Genomic DNA, 18511 nt, shown 5'->3' on the forward strand with positions numbered 1-18511 from the left:
ACGCCGGTGGCCGGACCCGAAGGCCCGGCCACCGGCAGAAGAGACGACACCCAACGTGACTACCTCCATCGACGCTCACGTCCGCCTCGACACCCACCCAACCCATCCCAGCGCCGTGACCGCTGTCCTGACCGGCAGCCAGGCCCGCATCGCTCTCATGGCTCTGGAGGCAGCCGACTGGGCCGTCCTCGCCGACAACGTCCTGGTCCTGGCTCGCATCGACCACGAGGAGCCCTACTGGGCTGAGGATGCAGCCAATCACCTGTCCGCCGACGGCATCACCGTCGAAATCACCCCTCGACTCCGGGAGGCCATGGACGAGGAATGGACCTGGGCGGACTATCCGATGCCGTGGTGCACCCGCAGCGAGATCCGCGAGGTCTCCAACCAGGCGCAGAAGATCCACGACGACATCCGCTACGGCCATCTCCTCATCCACGCACACGCCCACGACGGCCACACCACCGTCGCGGTCGGCACGTACCTCGGCCGCAACGGCAAGTCCGTCTACCTCCACGGCGAGGACCACCTGCGCCAGGTCGCCGACACCTTCGACTCACCCGCCCAGGCCCTGCTCGCCTTCGAGAAGATCCACGGCACCGACATGCGCCCCGGTCCGGCACCCCTGACAGACGCCGAGCGCGCCGGCGTCGAGGCCCGCGCCACCTTGGACCTCGGCGCAGCGAAACCCGGGCCTCACCGCCCGGAGCCGGAGACCGTCCCCGTCTACCTGGCCGATGCAGGCGACCACGACGCCCTCCTCGACTCCTTCCTCGACCGGCACGGCGAGTTCGAGAAGTGGCGGACCTGGTCCGACGAGACAACCCACGTCATCCACGAGTCGCAGACCCTGCGCATCGAGCGCGTCCACGAGACCCCGGCCCACGAGACCGCGTGGACCGTAGCCGCCTACGAGACGCCCGTCTCCGACCGCATGTGGGTCCTCACCGCGACCGGCGCCACCCCCGCCCCGGTGATAGCGGAACTTCTGAATCACCTCGCCGACGACGACGGCTGGGACACGACCACCGGCGTCCCGGTGGACGAGAAGAGGGTCACCGCGGCCACCCAGCCGCTCTCCGACGCCGGATGGAAGCACACCGTGGACGGGCGATGGATCCGCTGGACATCCCCCGACGGGAACGTGGGCGTCCAGTTCGACGCCTTCACAGCACAACACCCGAATCAGAACCTGGCCACCTGGACCGTCTGGGCCGGCCCCGGACCGGACCGGCCCATCTGGGCCATCACCGCGTCCCCGCATACCCCGAGTTCGCTGCTGGCCGATCTCTCCGAAACCCTCGCCCACGAGACCGGCACGCGCCAGGCACAGCCTGCGCGCCGCGAACACAGGACCAGCCTCGCTACCAGTCCGCCGGCCACGCCCATGTTTACGGCCGACCCAGCCGTCAGCCGTTCACGCTGAGCATTGGCGCACACGAGCGGGGCAACACAGTGCGGGATCGCCGGTTGGTCAAACCAGCGATCCCGCGCACATTCGTTCGCGGCGCACTCTGCCCCGTTCCATCGACGCCAGGTCTGGGATTCCGCGGCCCCGGTCGTAGCACGCTCAGGCCGCTCTTGATGTCAGTGACACCCTTTAGGATTCGGTCCGAGGGTTGAGCTGTGCTTCCTGAACGCAGCGGCAGGAACTACGGCAGGCTTACAGACACGGACGGGGAGCCGCATGCTGGAAGACCGGTGGACGATGGTCACCGAGTCCGAGTATGAGCACGAGCGCCGTGGTCTTGAGGCGATCCGCCGGCGTCTGCCGGATGAGGAGCCGTGGCGTGCCTGGACGAACTTCATGTTCACCGCGAACAGCGGGCACGTCCGTGAGGTCGATCTTCTGGTGGTAGCGCCGGCCGGGGTCTTCCTGGTCGAGTTGAAGGACTGGCACGGCTCGGTCCACGGCGGCGGCAACGACTGGGTGCAGACCACGCCCAGCGGGACCAGCCGTCGGCACGGCAACCCGCTGCACCTGGCGAACCGGAAGGCCAAGGAGCTGTCGGGCCTGATCAACGGCGTCTCCGGTCGGCCCGCGCACCGAACGAAGATCTGGGTGGGTGAGGCTGTCTGCTTCACGGACGACAAGCTTCAGGTGAACCTTCCGGCTGCCGACATGAACGGCGTGTTCACGGTCAAGCAGCTGGTGGAGATGCTGGCCGTGCCGCCGGGAGACGCCCGCTACCAGATCACAGCCGAGGCATCCCGCTTTGTCGATGCAGCCCTGAAAAAGCTCCGTATCGCACCGATCCGCCGCCAGTACGAGGTGGGCTCCTACCTCCTGGAGGCGAAGGCGTTCGACTCCGGGCCGTCCTGGGCCGACTATCTGGGACGCCATTCCCAGCTGCACGATCTGGCACGGGTGCGGGTCTTCCTCAGTGAACGTGGTGCCTCCGACGACGAGCGGCGCTCGGTGGAGCGTGCCGCCGCCCGCGAGGCATCGGTACTCAGCCGTTTTCGTCATCCCGGTGCGGTACAGCTGAAGAATTATCTGCCGTCGGGGCATCCCGCTGGACCCGCGATCCTCTTCGACTACCACCCGGAAACGCTGCGCCTGGACGATTACCTGGTCCAGCACGGTGAGGGTCTCGATCTGCAGGGGCGCCTCGCGCTGGTGCGGCAGCTTGCCGAGACGGTGCGCTCCGCGCACTCCCGGCGGGTCCACCACCGCACGCTGTCGGCGCACGCGGTGCATGTGATTCCGCGCGACCGCGGTCCAATCGGGCGGGAGCTCGGCGAGGAGCAGCGCTGGCTGCGTCCGTGGACGCAGATCGCGGATTGGCAGATCGCCACTGGGCAAAGCTCCAGCCGCGGCCGGCCGCTGACCCTGGCTCCGACTAACGTGACGGGGTTCCATGTCGCCGAGCAGGCTGATCCCTATCTGGCTCCGGAGCTGAGGATTCCGAAGGCCGATCCGGTGCGCCTCGATGTGTACGGGCTTGGCGTGCTCACGTATCTACTGGTGACCGGGCAAGCGCCTGGCGCGAGCCAGAGCGAGGTCATGGCACGTCTGGAGGCCGGCGAGAGTCTGCGTCCCAGCGCGCTCGTCGACGGTCTCAATCCGGACATCGACGATCTGGTGGAGGCTTCCACCGCGTACGAACCGGGTCGGCGTCTGTCCACGGTCGACGACTTCCTGGAGATGCTGGAGTACGTCGAGCAGGCATTCGTCGAGGAGGTCCCGGGCGGCGGGGATGCGGCTGCAGCCGCGGGCGGGGACGGCGGTTCAGCCGCAGGCGTGGGCGAGGAAAGATCCGAGCCGGAGAAGGACCCGCTGGAGGCCGTGGCAGGGGACGTACTGGCCGGACGCTGGGAGGTCGTGCGCCGCCTCGGTACAGGCTCGACCGCGCGGGCCTTCCTGGTGCGGGATCTGGAGGGCGAGCCTCGGCGCAGCGGCGGCTTGCCGGTGGCAGTGCTGAAGGTCGCGCTGAGCGAGGCCAAGCATGCTGTCCTGGATCGTGAGGCGGAGGTCCTAGGCCGGATCCACAGGGACTCCAGCATCATTTCGCTGTACGAGCCGCAGCCCCTGACATTGGCTGGGCGCCGGGTCCTGGTCCTGGAGTACGTGGGCGACAGCCGGGAGCTGAAGGACCAGGACGGCAGTGCGAGTAAGGGCCCGCGCCGCAGGGAGGACACCGTTGCCCGCCAGCTGCGGGACAACGGCCGCTTGGGCATGGACCAGCTGGAGGCGTACGGGAAGTACCTCTTCGGTGCTGTGGAGCACTTGGAGGCGGAGGGGATCTGGCACCGGGATCTGAAGCCGGACAACATCGCAATCCGGGTCCGCCCCAACGGCACCCGTCAGCTGGTGCTGATCGACTTCTCGCTCGCCGGGTACCCGGCGAAGGAGATCGAGGCGGGCACCGAGGGCTATCTCGACCCGTTCGTGGGCGTCATCACGCGCGGCTCGTACGACGGGCACGCCGAGCGGTATGCGCTGGCCGTGACGCTGCATGAGATGGCGTCGAACGAGCTGCCCCGCTGGGGTGACGGCTCGGTCACGGCCCGGCAGACGGATGCGAAGGAATGGCCGTACCCGCAGCTGGCGGCAGACGCCTTTGAGCCGGCCGTCCGGGACGGCCTGGTGGCGTTCTTCCGTAAGGCGCTGGCCCGAGATGTGAAGGACCGCTTCCCGGATCTCAAGCCGATGGAGCGTGCCTGGCAGCGGATCTTCCTGGACGCACAGCAGACCACGGCGCCGAGCACCGGTCACGGTGAGAAGTCGGGGCGCGGGGCGAAGGGCGGCACCGACGCGGTTGCGGGGTCGGCGGCGCAGCCGCGGATCGGGCGGGAGGACGACGACGTCTCTGCCGAGCAGGTCCGCGACCAGCAGGCCGAGCGCGCCGACCGGAACACGCCGCTGTCGGTGGCGGGTCTGACGGTCGCAGCGCAGTCGCAGCTGTTCGCGATGGGGCTGAACACCGTCGGGGACGTCTTGGAATACTCGGCGAAGAAGTTCCTCACCGCGCCGGGCATGGGCTCGCGCACCCGGGAGGAGATCCAGCGCCGGCAGAAAGAGTGGAACGCACGCCTGGGCAAGGCGGCTCCCGCGCCGCTCAGCGCGGAGGCCCGCAAGGCGGCGGGCCAGGAGCTCTCCGACCTGGAGCGGGCGGTCGCAGAGTCGGTCGCCGCCGACGGGGACGGCGCCGACCCGCAGGTGCTGGGCGGCCTGAGCCTGGACGCGCTCGCCGCCCGTCTCGTACCGAAGCCATCCAGCGGTAGTGCCCGCTCCAATGCCAAGGAGCGCGAAGCAATCCGGCTGCTGCTGCGGCTGCCCGATGAGACAGGCACGCTGCCCGGGGGCCTGGCCTGGGTCCGGCAGCGGGACGTCGCCGATGCGGTGGGCCTGACCGCGGGCCGGATCCCGCAGATCGTGAAGAAGGCGCGCGAGCGCTGGTACAAGGACGCGGCCCTGGGGCTGCTGCGTGAGCAGGTCGTGGAGCTCCTGGCTGAGCGCGGCCGGGTGGCCCCGGTGATCGAACTCGCCGACGCCCTCATCGCCCGGCGCGGCACCCAGCACGTGGAGCGGCGCAACCGGCGTGCACTCGCCCTGTCGCTGCTGCGTGCGGTGGTCGAACGAGAGAGTTACGACAACGAGTCCCCGCCGCTCTTCCGCTACTTCCACGCCCGCATGCCCAAGGGCGCCGATCCGGTACTCGGCCTGCTCGCCCTGGATGTCCGGGAGGACGTGGACGGCCCGGACACCCCGGCGCTGCCCGCCCTGCAGGAGTACGCGCTGAACCTGGGCATGCGGGCCGACCGGCTCGCGGCGCTTGAGTCCCTGCCGACGGCGAGCACGGTCCTCACCGAGCTGGACGCGGTGCGACGGCCACCGGGCAGCCTGGGCTGGGACGAGCGGCGGACGGCCGAGATCGCTGTCGCCGCCTCCACCCGGGCCGCGCTCACCCCGCGGTTGGAGATCTACCCGCGCGACCTGGACCTGGTGCGTGCGCTGCGGATCACCCAGGCCGGCGTGGTCGCCGTGCAGCCGAGCGTCGAGGAGGAGCGGCAGCCGGGCCTGACGGTGGACGCGCTGCACAAGCGGGTCGCCACCCGCTTCCCCGACCTGGGCACCGATCCGCTGGCTCCGCGCGAGCTGCCCACGGGCAGCGCCCTGGTCCGCGCCCTGAAGCAGGCCGGCTTCGAGCTGAAACTGGCCACCCGCTACGACAAGGTGCTCCGGCTCATCCCCGACCGCCCCTCCGGGGACGCGACTGCCGGGCTGACCTCGGCGAGCTGGGGTGCCTCGGCTGCGCGCCGCTCGGCCCCCACCCAGTACGACGCGGACGCGGCCGTCGCCGCTGCCGTCAAGGCTGAGCAGCGACTTACGCACTCGGCGCGGCAGGACGGCTTCCGGGTCCTGACCGTGCCCCAGCGGCGTGCCGAGGACGCGGTGCGGCGGCTGGCCGGCGAACCATACAGGGCTCGGCCGGTGTCGGTGACCGCACTGTTCGTGGCCGAACTGCGCGGCGTGGTCGGCGAGGCTGCCCGGCCGACCTGGGAGACCGTCCTCAAGGCGGACGCCGCCGAGCCGGGTAGTCGGGCTCACCAACAGCTGCGCATACGCACCGACAAGGCGTGGGGGCGGATCGAGCCGCAGCTGCGGGAGCAGCTAGCGGAGGCCGATGGTCCGCTGTTGCTCACCGACACTGCGGTGCTGGCCCGCTACGACGCGCTCGACCTGCTCGGGCGCCTCTCGGAGGAGGCTCGACAGGGCGGCAGCCCGCTGTGGCTGCTCGTCGCCCAGTCCGATCCGGCACGGGCTCCGCGGTTGGCCGGGCAGAGTGTTCCGTACCAGGCGGGGTTCGACGAGTGGATCGTTGTGCCTGACGCCTGGGTCGCGCGCAAACACCTCGAGCCGGACGCATGACGCCCCTCCTCCTAACCTGATCTTCTTCCGTCCTCTCGCCTTTCTCCTCAGGAGCCGTTCGTGATCGTCCGCAAGATCCTCCTCGCCGACCTGCAGAAGCAGGTCAAGGCGGCAGAGACCGATCTGGAACAGCAGGTCGAAGCCGTCCCTGAGGTCGGGACGCGGCTGCGCGGTGAGTATGAGCAGGCCCGGAAGCTGGGCCGTACGGCGGCGACGTGGAACGCCTGGCTTGGCGAGCGGATCACCCAGGTCGCGGTTGCCTGGGTGCTCGGCACGGTCTTCGTGCGGTTCAGCGAGGACAACCGGCTGATTGCCGAGCCGTACATCACCTCCCCCGACGTGGCGGGGCGGGAGACCGCCCAGGCGCGCTTCGAGGAATACCTGGAGAAGGACGCCGACCCGACGTACCGGGGATGGCTGGAGACGGCGTTCGCCGAGCTGGGCGCCGGGCAGGCCGGGCGGCTGCTCTTCGATCGTGACCACAACCCGCTCTACCAGATCCCGCTGTCGCACGACGGCGCCGGCGCGTTGCTCGCATTCTGGCGGGAGCAGCGCGTCGGTGAGGTCAACGAGGACGAAGGGGCGGACGGTCCGGTCCTCGTGCACGACTTCAGCGACCCGCTGAGCGAGGACGGCACCGAGGGCTGGGACACCCGGTTCCTGGGCGACCTGTACCAAGACCTGAGCGAGACGGCCCGCAAGACGTACGCGCTGCTGCAGACACCGGAGTTCGTGGAGGAGTTCATCCTCGACCGGACGATGCCCCCGGCAGTGCGGGAGTTCGGCTTCGAAGAGCTGAAGATGATCGACCCGACGTGCGGGTCTGGCCACTTCGTGCTCGGCGCATTCCGGCGGCTTGTGCGAATGTGGGCCGAGCAGCGGCCTGAGGTCGGCGCTTACGAGCGGGTTCGAGCAGCTCTGAACTCGGTGCACGGGGTGGACCTCAACCCGTTCGCGGTCGCAGTGGCCCGTTTCCGGCTCCTGGTCGCGGCGATGGCTGCGAGCGGCATCAGGACCTTCGAGGAGGCGCGGCGCTACGAGTGGCCCATCCAGCTCGCAGTCGGCGACTCGCTCATCAAGGACCGGCAGCTGGAACTGCAGTTGGGGCTCGCCCTTGAGGAGGAGGGCGGCAGCGCAGCCGGTGACCCGCTGGCCGACTTTTCGTACGCGACGGAGGACGTGCACGAGCATCCCGGGATCCTGGAGCAGGAGCGCTACCACGTGGTCGTAGGCAACCCGCCATACATCACGGTCAAGGACAAGCAACTCAACCAGCTGTACCGGGAGCTGTACGACGCGTGCGCGGGAACATACGCGCTGTCCGTCCCCTTCGCCCAGCGGTTCTTCGAGCTGGCCAAGCGAGGCAGAGCTGACGGAACCGGCTACGGCATGGTCGGTCAGATCACGGCGAACTCGTTCATGAAGCGAGAGTTCGGCACCACGCTCATCGAAGAGTACTTCGCGCACAAGGTCGAGCTGACGGAGGTCATCGACACGTCGGGGGCAGTCATCCCGGGGCATGGGACGCCGACGGTGATTCTCGTCGGGCGACCAAGGGAGGGATCGAAGCGGCAGGCGACGATCCGGACGGTACGCAGCGTGCAAGGGGAGCCTTCAGCACCGGAGGAGGGGAAGGAAGCGGAGGGGCTGGTGTGGCGGGCGATCGTTGAGCTGATCGACCGACCGGGGAGCGCGGGACAGTGGGTGTCAGTGGACGACCTGGAGCGAGGTCGGTATTTCGGGAAGCAGCCGTGGATCCTGGCTGATGGCGGACTGGAGTTGGTTGAAGCCCTGTCAGCGGCGACCGCAAAATCGTTGGTGAATGTCATCGACCCTGGTATCGGTCGCGCCGTCCGCGTAGGCGCCGATAGCGCCTACGTTAGGCCAAGCCGTCCCACATACCAAACCAGAGCCGACAAGTCGAGCCTCCTTCCCTTTCTGACTGGTGATGTCGTCAGAGATTGGCATGCCGCGGCAGAGGATTCCATTTGGTTTCCGTATGCGGAGGGAATGAAGACAGAAGAACTTCAAGAGGAACTCTGGCCTTACCGGACGCTCCTCCGGGAGCGACGTACCTTCCAGGGGGATATGGCTGCCGCTGGCCTCAACTGGTGGGATTACATGCAATTCACGTCATCGGCATACGCTACACCCCTGTCGGTAATGTTTGCATTTGTCTCCACCCATAACCACTTCGTTCTGGACCGAGGTGGGAGTGTCTTTAATCGCCACGCACCTGTAATTAAGCTGCGAGACGGGGCGACTGAGCAGGATCACGTGCGACTGCTCGGGCTGCTCAATAGCTCTACAGCCGGGTTCTGGCTCAAGATGGTCAGCCATGACAAGGGTAGCCAGGGCGTAAACGAGGGCTACAAGTCACAGGCGTGGGAACGCTTCTACGAGTTCACCGGCAGCAAGGTCGGAGAATTCCCGCTTCCTGCTAAGTACCCCGTCGCCCTCGCTGGGGAGCTCGATTCGCTTGCCCAGCAACTCGCAGCGACGACCCCCGCTGCCCTCGCTGCCAAGGCCACCCCCCTTGCTCCGACCCTCCGCGCTGCCCAAGCCAGCTACGACTCGATTCGCGGCCGCATGATCGCCCTCCAGGAGGAGCTGGACTGGCAGGTGTACTCCCTCTACGACCTTCACTCCGAGGATCTGCGCCTGCCCGACACCTCCGCCGTGCCCGAACTTGCCCTTGGCGAGCGGGCTTTCGAGATTGTGCTCGCTCGGCGGGTTGCGGCCGGTGAGGCCAGTGGCGAGTGGTTCAAGCGACACGCCTCCACGCCGATCACGGAGATCCCAGCGCACTGGCCCGCCGACTATCAGGCGCTCGTGCGGAGGCGGATCGGGGTCATCGAGTCGAACCGTGCCATCGGCATGGTGGAGCGTCCCGAGTACAAACGGCGCTGGGCCACTGAGGGTTGGGATGCGATGCGGCAGAAGGCGCTGAAGTCCTGGCTGCTCGACCGGGTCGAGGACCGCGCGTACTGGTTCGACGCCAATGGCAATCCTACTGTCATCACCCTCGCCCGGCTCTCCGAAACCCTCTCCGCTGACGAGGACTTCACGTCCGTTGCTGAGCTGTACGCGCCCCGGCAGGACCTCGTGAAGACCGTGCGGGAGCTGCTGTCCGAGGAGCATGTGCCGTTCGTGTCCGCGCTGCGGTACAAGCCGTCCGGGCTGAAGAAGCGTGCCGACTGGGAACAGGTGTGGAAGTTGCAGCGGGAGGAGGACGCCGCGCCCGACGAGCCCGCCAAGCGGAAGGTCCGTGAGCGGACGCCCGTGCCGCCGAAGTACACCTCGGCGGACTTCCTGAAGCCGAGCTACTGGCGTGCGCGCGGCAAGCTGGATGTGCCCAAGGAGCGGTTCGTGTCCTACGGCACGGTCAACGCGCAGTCGCCGGAGCTGTACGGGTGGGCTGGCTGGGATCACCTGGAGCAGGCACTCGCGCTCGCCTCGTACATCCAGCAGGCTGGGCTCAGCGACGACGACCTCGTGCCTTACCTGGCCGGGCTGCTTGAGCTGCAGCCATGGCTGGAGCAGTGGTATGGCGAATACGACCCCGAGTTCGGGGCGTCGCCGGCCGCCGAGATCCTGGCGTTCAGGCAGCAGAAACAGGGCGAGCTCGGGCTGACCGACGATGCACTGCGGGCCTGGCGTCCGTCGGCCGCCAGCCGTGGACGCGGCGCGTCGAAGGCCGCCACATCGAGGACGCGCACGGGCACGAAGGCCGCCGTCCAGACGTCCATCATCGACGCCGACAACGACACCGTCACCGATGCCGTCAGCGGCGCAGAGTCCGCCTGAGTAGGGCGAGGAGCAGACACACCATGGCGTTCATGAACAGGAACAATCCTCGTCCCGAGGACCGGCCGCTGCTTCGGGAGCTGATCGACATCCCGGAGTCGGTGTCCACCTCCGACTTCGTGTTGAAGCTGAACGAAGCGGTCACGCCCGAGGGGGCCGAGGCTGCGCTGAAGGACTACGTCGTCACCGACCGGCTGCTCGGCAACTTCGACGAGGCCCTCGACCTGATCAAGTCCGCGCTGGACAGCCGCTCGTCGAAGGCTGCCTATCTACATGGCTCGTTCGGTTCCGGTAAGTCGCACTTCATGGCGGTGCTCTACGCGCTGCTGTCGCGGAACCAAGCCGCCCGGGCGCGCCGCGACCTCGACCCCGTGCGAGCCCGGCACGCCTGGCTGGATGCGGACGGCCGCAAGTTCCTGCTGGTGCCTTACCACATGCTGGGCTCCAAGTCGCTGGAGCAGCGCGTGCTCGGTAAGTACGTCGAGCATGTACGGAAGCTCCACCCCGGCTGCCCGTTGCCGCAGGTCTACCGGACCGACGGGCTCTTCGAGGACTTCGCCGAGCAGCGCCGCCGTAACGGCGATGAGCGGGTGATCGCGCAGCTCGCCGATGCCGGCGACGGCCAGGAGGATGAGTGGGGCGACTCCTTCGCCTGGACCACCGAACTGCTGGATCAGGCGGTGAACGCCCCGGAGGAGCATGAGAACACCAAGGACCTCGACCTGGAGAACCCCTCCACGCCGCGGGAACTGCGGGCCCGGCTCGTGCAGGACCTCACCCAAACCCTGTTCCCGTCGTTCTCGCGCAACGCCTCGGAAGATGCCGACGGGTTCGTCTCGCTGGACAAGGGGCTCGGCATCATCGCCGTGCACGCCAAGTCCCTTGGCTATGACGGGCTCGTCCTCTTCATGGACGAGCTGATCCTGTGGCTGGCCTCCCGCATCCACGACCAGAAGTTCGTCTCCCGCGAAGCCGACAAGATCACGAATTTTGTGGAGGGCGGCGACGAACGGCGCGCCATCCCGGTGCTGTCCTTCATCGCCCGCCAGCGCGACTTGCGTGAGCTGGTCGGCGAGGAGATGTCAGGGGCCGCCGAGGCCGCCGTCCAGGACAGTCTGAAGCTCAGCGGCGGGCGCTTCGACAAGATCGTCCTGGAGGACCGCAACCTCCCGCAGATCGCGCAGGCCCGCCTGCTCAAGCCCACCAGCCCGGAGGCCGATGCGAAGGTGGAGGCTGCGTTCGCCGAGGCCAAGAGGCTCGGCCCGGACGTGTGGGACACCCTTCTCGGCCATGACAAGTCCACCACCGGCGCGGACGAGGGCGCGTTCAGGCGGACGTACCCGTTCCCGCCGGCGTTCATGGATACCCTGGTACACATCTCCGCGGCCCTGCAGCGCTCCCGCACCGGTCTGAAGCTGATGAGCCAGCTGCTCGTCGACCACCGCGACGACTGGCGGCTCGGGCAGCTTGTGCCGTTGGGTGATCTCTACCCGGCGATCGCGGGCGGCGGCGACAAGGCGTTCAGCGGGGAGACCAGTGTTCATTTCGAGGCTGCCGACAAGCTGTACCGGGACAAGCTGCGCCCGTACCTGCTGAAGACCAACCAGGTCACCGAGGACCAGGTCGAGGCGTACCGGCGCCGCCCCGAGACACTCGGCGACCCGCAACTCGCTGCACGCTGCCGCGATTTCACCGGTGACAGCCGACTGCTGCAGACCCTGCTGCTGTCTGCGCTCGCGCCCAGTGTGCCCGCGCTGGCCGACCTCACCCTGGCGCGGCTGCATGCCCTCAACCACGGCTCCATCACTACCCGCATCGCGGGGACCGAGGTCGGCCGGCTTGAGCAGAAGGCGAAGGAGTGGGCGGCGACCTTCCCTGAGATAAAGGTGACGGGTACCGGGCCGGGGGCGGTGGTGCGACTGGAACTCACCGGTGTCGATCTGGACGCCGTCCTCGCCAACGCCCAGGTCCACAACAACCAGAACAACCGGCGTGCCAAGATGCGCGGCCTGCTCAAGGAGGCGCTCGGCGTCAGCGACGGGCCTGGCGGCTTCGACGCGTACGACGTGCTCAACCTGGTGTGGAAGGGCACCGAACGGCAGGTCGAGGTGGTCTTCGGTAACGTCGCCGATGTCGACTCGCTGCCCGAGGCGACCCTGCGGCCGAGCCAGGAGGACGCCTGGCGGCTCATTGTCGACTTCCCCTATGACGAGGGCGAGTTCGGGCCGATGGATGACCTGCAGCGGCTGCGCGCCCTGCGGGAGAAGCCGGGCGGTGACGCACGCACCCTGGCCTGGCTGCCCACCCACCTGACCGATGCTTCCCGCGGCGACTTCGAGCGCCTCGTCGTCATCGACAAGGCCCTCGCTGACGAGACCCGCTTCGACTCCGACTTCGCGCGCAGCCTCAACGCGGACGACAAAGAGCGTGCCAAGGGCATGCTCCAGTCGCAGCTCCTCATCCTCACCGAGCGCGTCAGCCAGGCGTTGCGGCAGGCGTACGGGCTCACGCAGAAGCAGGAAGGGGTCGTCGACCTCAGCTTCGACACCCACCTGGTCGCCCAGCAGGACGTGCCCGAGCTGCGGCTTCCGCTCGGCGCGACACTGGATACCGCCGCCCGTGACCTGGCCGGCAAGCTGCTCGCCCACCAGTACCCCGCCCACCCCGACCTGGACCCGGACGGCACTGGCAGGCCCGTGAAGCCTGCCGAAATCAAGACCGTCTTCGAGTACGTCCGCAAGGCCGCCGAGAACCGTGACGGCCAGACCGAGGTCGACTCCAAGGACCGCAAGACCATGGCGCGGATCGCGGGTGGCCTCGGGCTCGGCGCGATGCGGGAGGCGTACTACCGGCAGTCCACCGCCTGGTCCGACCACTTCAACGACCAAGCCCGCCGGAACGGCACCGCCGAGCCGACCCTGGTCAAGCTCTCCGACTGGTGCGACCTTCCCGAGCCGCGCGGACTGCCCGAGCCGCTGCGCCGGCTGCTCGCCGCCGCGTACGCGGAGATGACCGACCGGGTATGGGTGCGCGGCGGCGTCCCCATCGAACCCGCGCCCGCACCGCACGAGCTGAAGCCGGACTACGCCCTGCGTGAGCAGCAACTGCCCACGGAGAGCGACTGGGCAGAGGCGCGCAAGCGGTTCGAGACCATGCTCGGCGACCAGGCGCCGCAACTGCGGCGCGGCCGGATCGTCAACCAGTTCGCCGCACAGATCAAGCACGCCGCCGCCTCACTCGGCCAGGACGCCGGACGGCTCGTCGGGGAGTTGGAGAAGCACCGTGCCTTCCTCCAGTTGAACGACGACTCCCCCCGCCTCGTTCTTGCCCGGCGGGCGCAGGAGCTGGTCAAGGAGGTGACGGAAGGGGGCATCGAGGCGAAGACCGTCGTGGACCGGCTCGCCCGCTTCCCTCTCGGCGACTTTTCCGCACACCGGTACGGCATGTCGTTGAAGAGCGCCGGGAAGGTCGCCAGCGCGCTGCAGAACACCAGCTGGGACCAGCTGAGCCTGGCCGACACCCTCGGCGTGGACGGAGCGGCCGTCCTGGAGCGGGTGCGGGATGCTGCTGATGGCGACCCGGGTGATTACCCCGACCTGCCGGGCGTGCTGCACGCCAGCGGCCGGGAAGTGCTGTCCCTGCTGAGGTCTCGCCAGAGCACGGCCGAGCGCCCCCAGCCGTCGCCCACTCCCCCGCCGAGCTCCGACAGCGTGGACCTGAACGGTGGATCCGCCCACCCGCAGGTGCTGCCGGAGCCGCCGCAGCAGCCGGGGCCGCGCACACCCTCGCGGTCCGTGGCCCGCTCCGGCGGCGGGCGGACTACCGCCGCCCGGGCCGCCGCCGAACTGCAGGCGGAGATCGCGGCGCTCGCGGCCGAGCACCCGAACGCCACCGTCGAGGTCACCTGGAAGGTCGTCGACTGATGTCCGACACGGTCACCACAGCCCCCGCGACCGCCGGCCCCGCCCGGCTGTCGGCAGGAACCGTCCGTCAGTACCTCGCCGCCCGCAGTCGGCTCGGTGACGGCACGGTCCGCGTACTGCTGCTGCGGGCCGCTCCCGTCTGGGACGGGCCCGCCGTGCAGCGTACGGCGAGCGGGCTGCAGGCGCGGGTGGTCGTCGCGCCCTCGGTGCTGGCCGTGCACGAGCAGATCCTGGGCCACCTCGACGCGCCGACTCCTCCCGACCCCAAAGTCCTGGTCGTCCTCACCGACCGCGAGGACACCGACCTGGACCCCGGGCTGCTCGCCCGCGTCTACGGCGGAAGGATCCGGTCCGTCGACAATTGGGAGGTCGTGCAGGAGGCGTTCGACGCGCGCGGTCTCGACGGGCGGCTGCGGAGGGAGACCTGGGCGGCCGAAGCGCTCCTTGACGCGGCGGCCAGCCGCGGTTGGCCCTCGCTCGGCAAGGGACTGCTCTCCCGAGACGAGGCCCTCACCCGGCTGGCCCGGCGTCGGCTCCGGCTCGGCCGCCGTGACACGGACGCGTTGGGCGGGCCGGCCGCACACGACGACGGGGACCGCATCGACCCCATCACCCTGTTCCGGTGGACCCACATCCCCGGCAGCCCCAACCTCCTGCGCGACCTGCGCGGACCGGAACGGGCCGGCCTGGCCCGCTTCCTCGCCGAACCCGAACAGGCCGGCTCCACCGGAAAGATCATTACCGCCCTGGTAGACGCCGACCACGGGGCGGACGCAGCCGCCTACGCGGTCGTCTGCGCGGCTCTGTGGGGGCACGCGGAGGCCGACCACGACCTGTACCGGGCGCGCGGGCGCGCCGAGCGATGGCTCGGTGACCAGCCCCCCGCCCAGGGTGACGACCTCGACCGACTCCTTACCTCCTTCGGGCAAAGCGGTGAGGCGTACGTCCGCGGCCTCGTCGACCGGGGCGAACACCGGCTCGCCGACCCGGTCCTGAGCAGGGCCGCACAGCTCGTCACACAGTTCGGGGCGCAGACCGCCGCCGCTGCCAGTCCGCTGCTCGCCGCCGGACTCGATGCCCGCTTCACCGCCGCGGGCCGCGCCCTCGCCGACGGCGGTCCCGAGACGGTCACGGCTGCCATCACCGCGCTGGCCGAACACGCCCTGGCCGTCGACGGCGCCACCCAGGCCCGTATTGAACGGGTACGGATGGCAGGGCGGCTGCGGCGGTGGCTGGCGTCCCAGCCTGAAGTCGACATCGCCTCGGTGGCAGACGGCGCCGACCGCCAGATCCGCGAACTCGGCTGGGTAGACCGAGCCTTGGAACACCTGGACGCGGGCGGCGACGCAGATGACGCACTCGCCAACGCCTACAGCCGGATCGGTGAGCAGGTGCGCAGCAAACGTCGTGAGCTGGACCGCGCGTTCTCCGAGCGGCTCGCGGTGTGGACCGCAGATGGCACCGCCCCCGGCGCCATGCTCACCGTCGAAAGCTTCCTGGACCGGGTCGTCGCGCCCGTCGTGGACTGTCCCGGCCGACGGGTCCTGCTCCTCCTCATCGACGGAATGAGTGCGGCGATCGCAGCCGAACTGGGTGAGGAACTGCACGCACACTGGTCCGAGTTCGACCCGCTGCAGGTCGCGACCGGAGCCCCGGTGAGGCGTGCCGTGGCCGCTGCGCTGCCCACTCTCACCACCGTTTCCCGCACCTCGCTGTTCGCCGGCACCCTGATGAAGGGCGACCAGAACGACGAGAAGCGGCTCTTCCCTCAGCACCCGTGCTGGAAGGGGGCCCCTGCGGCTGTCTTCCACAAGGACGATCTGCGCAGCCCCGACACCGGCTCGCCCTTCTCCACCGCCCTGACTGAAGCGCTCGCCGACGAGCGCACCCATGTCGCGGTCGTCCTCAACACCGTCGACGACCGGCTCGCCAAGGAGCAGAAGCTCGGCGACGGCGCTTGGGAGATCAAGGAGATCGGCGGCCTGGAACCGCTGCTGCGGGCCGCCCGCGCCAACGACATGACCGTGCTCCTCACCTCCGACCACGGCCATGTGGTCGAGCGACGCGGCAGCAAGATCGACACGGCCGCCGGCGCCATAGGGTCGGCCCGTCACCGCGCCCCCGGCGGACCCGTCGCACCGGCCGAAATTGAGCTGTCCGGACCACGGGTGGTCTGGCCGGAGCCCGGATCGCGGATCGTCGCGCTGCGGGACCACGACGCCCGGTACACCGCGCTCAAGGCGGGCTACCACGGCGGGGCAACCCTCGCCGAGTTCACCATCCCCCTCCTCGCCCTACTGCCGTTCGGCGCGGAGCCACCTACGGGGTGGCGGGAGCTGGGCGACCTTACGCCCGGATGGTGGGAGCAGGACAACGACGCCACCACCGGACTCGAGGCCGAGACGAAGGCCGGAGCCGATGCCATCGCGGCACCCGAGGCCACCGCTGCACGCCCAAGCCGCAAGCAGGCCAAGAAGTCAGCCCCGCCCGTGACAGAGGGCGCTATCAGTCTCTTCGGCGAGGACGAGGTCGCACCCTCCGCACCACAGGAACCTGTCGCCCCTGTAGTGAAGCCTGCGGCCGTGCCCGTCTCCGATCAAACAGAGGACCCTGCCACCGCACTGGTGAATCGCCTCATGGCCACCGAGCTGTACCAGGAACAGCTGGCACTGCTCGCCCGTGTGCCACGCGACAAGGCGGTTCTGCCGAAGGCTCTGGCCGCGCTGGTCGAAGCGGGCACCTTGCCCATGACCGCCCTGGCCGAACGCGCCGGCCAGCCCGCCACCCGAGCCCCTGGCCTCGCCGCGACCCTGGCCCAGCTTCTCAACTATGACGGCGCCCAGATCCTGGAAATTCTCCCCGACAACCGCACCCTGCGCCTGCACCGGGGCCAGCTGATCGAGCAGTTCGGACTGTGAACCGGGGGTCTGCGGCCATGCCGGGCGGTGCAGTCGGCCCGCCCGGCCGCTCCGGGCACCGGCGGCGCGGTGCACGCACGGGTGTCCGGCCAGGTGGGCAGCCGGATGGGAGACTATTCGGGTGAACGCGTTTGGATCTTCAGCATCCGGGGCTGCCACCCCGGTCAGCGCGGTGCGGCGGCGTGCTGTCGTGGACGCGCTGCGGCGCGGCGCTGTCCCCGAGAGCGGCCTCGACCTGCTCGCCACCGGACTCGACCGCTTCGAGCGGGCCGTCGATGAGGAACTGGACACTGCCGCCGCAGGCGGTTCGGTGTTCAAGGCCGTGCGCGGCGAGTACGGATCCGGCAAGACCTTCTTCACCCGCTGGCTCGGCGAGCGCGCCAAACGGCGCACCTTTGCCGTGGCCGAGGTGCAGGTGTCAGAGACCGAGACCCCGCTGCACAAGCTGGAGACGGTCTACCGGCGACTCACTGAGCGCCTGGCCACCGCCAGCTTCCCGCCCAGCGCCCTGCGGCCGGTCGTAGACGCCTGGTTCTACGCACTCGAGGAGGACGCACTCGCCGACGGCGCGAGCGAGAGCGAGCTGCCACAGGCCGTGGACCGGCTGCTCACTGCCCGCCTGGCCGAGGTGTCCCGACACGCCCCCGCGTTCGCCACCGCCCTGCGCGGATACAAGCAGTCCCTGGATGCCGGCGACGAGGCCACCGCCGCTGCGGTGATGGCCTGGCTCGGCGGCCAGCCGCACGTCGCCGCAGCCGCCCGGCGCAGTGCAGGCGTCCGCGGTGACCTCGACCACTTCGGTGCCTTCGGCTTCCTTCAGGGCCTGCTCACCGTGCTGAGAGACGCCGGGCACGCCGGCCTCGTCCTCGTCCTCGACGAAGTAGAAACCCTGCAACGGGTCCGCTCCGACGCCCGCGACAAAGCACTCAACGCGCTGCGGCAGCTCATCGACGAGGTCCACTCCGGCCGCTTCCCCGGCCTGTATCTCATCATCACCGGCACGCCCGCCTTCTACGATGGGCAACAGGGCGTACAGCGACTCGCACCGCTCGCCCAGCGCCTCGCCACCGACTTCACCACCGACCCCCGCTTCGACAACCCGCGGGCCGTCCAGATCCGGCTGCCCGGATTCACCGAGGCATCACTGACCGGCCTGGGCGCCACCATCCGCGACCTGTATACCGAAGGCTCCCAGTCCCCCGACAGGATCAAGCAGCTTGCCGACGACGCCTACCTCACCGACCTGGCCCGGGCTGTGGGCGGGGCACTGGGCGGGAAGGTCGGAGTCGCACCACGGCTGTATCTGAAGAAGCTGGTTGGCGACGTACTCGACCGGATCGACCAGTTCCCCGACTTCGACCCGCGCAGGCACTACAAGCTGACCGTGGGCAGCAGTGAGCTCACCGCCACCGAACGGAACTTCGCCGCGCCCGCACCGGCCGCCTCGGCTGACGACCTCGAGATCGACCTCTGACGCCCCAGTTCCC

The 18511-nt window shown here is 69.3% G+C and carries 6 protein-coding genes; all 6 read left to right on the forward strand.

Annotation, left to right across the window (positions count from 1 at the left end):
- The first annotated feature begins 55 nt into the window (after positions 1-55).
- The 6 genes from Saso_RS30325 to brxD all read left to right on the forward strand — a co-directional run bounded on the left by Saso_RS30325 (position 56) and on the right by brxD (position 18498).
- Positions 56-1426 (forward strand): SPDY domain-containing protein, encoded by a 1371-nt coding sequence (locus tag Saso_RS30325; RefSeq protein ID WP_189925605.1) that lies wholly within the window; start codon positions 56-58, stop codon positions 1424-1426.
- 261 nt (positions 1427-1687) lie between these two features.
- The gene (pglW, locus tag Saso_RS30330; RefSeq protein ID WP_189925604.1) at positions 1688-6376 is read left to right on the forward strand and encodes a BREX system serine/threonine kinase PglW; all 4689 of its coding nucleotides are present in this window, start codon (positions 1688-1690) and stop codon (positions 6374-6376) included.
- 60 nt (positions 6377-6436) lie between these two features.
- The gene (pglX, locus tag Saso_RS30335) at positions 6437-10183 is read left to right on the forward strand and encodes a BREX-2 system adenine-specific DNA-methyltransferase PglX (RefSeq protein WP_189925602.1); all 3747 of its coding nucleotides are present in this window, start codon (positions 6437-6439) and stop codon (positions 10181-10183) included.
- A gap of 23 nt (positions 10184-10206) precedes the next feature.
- A complete protein-coding gene (pglY, locus tag Saso_RS30340) occupies positions 10207-14106 on the forward strand; it encodes a BREX-2 system ATPase PglY (RefSeq protein WP_189925600.1) in 3900 nt (1299 codons plus the stop codon).
- A complete protein-coding gene (gene pglZ / locus Saso_RS30345; RefSeq protein ID WP_189925598.1) occupies positions 14106-17024 on the forward strand; it encodes a BREX-2 system phosphatase PglZ in 2919 nt (972 codons plus the stop codon). Before pglY ends, pglZ begins: the two co-directional genes overlap by 1 nt.
- A gap of 121 nt (positions 17025-17145) precedes the next feature.
- Positions 17146-18498 carry a BREX system ATP-binding protein BrxD gene (brxD, locus tag Saso_RS30350; RefSeq protein WP_189925596.1) on the forward strand — a complete coding sequence of 451 codons (1353 nt, stop codon included), beginning with the start codon at positions 17146-17148 and terminating at the stop codon, positions 18496-18498.
- Positions 18499-18511: the final 13 nt, after the last annotated feature.

Source organism: Streptomyces asoensis (genome assembly GCF_016860545.1).
Lineage (GTDB): Bacteria > Actinomycetota > Actinomycetes > Streptomycetales > Streptomycetaceae > Streptomyces > Streptomyces asoensis.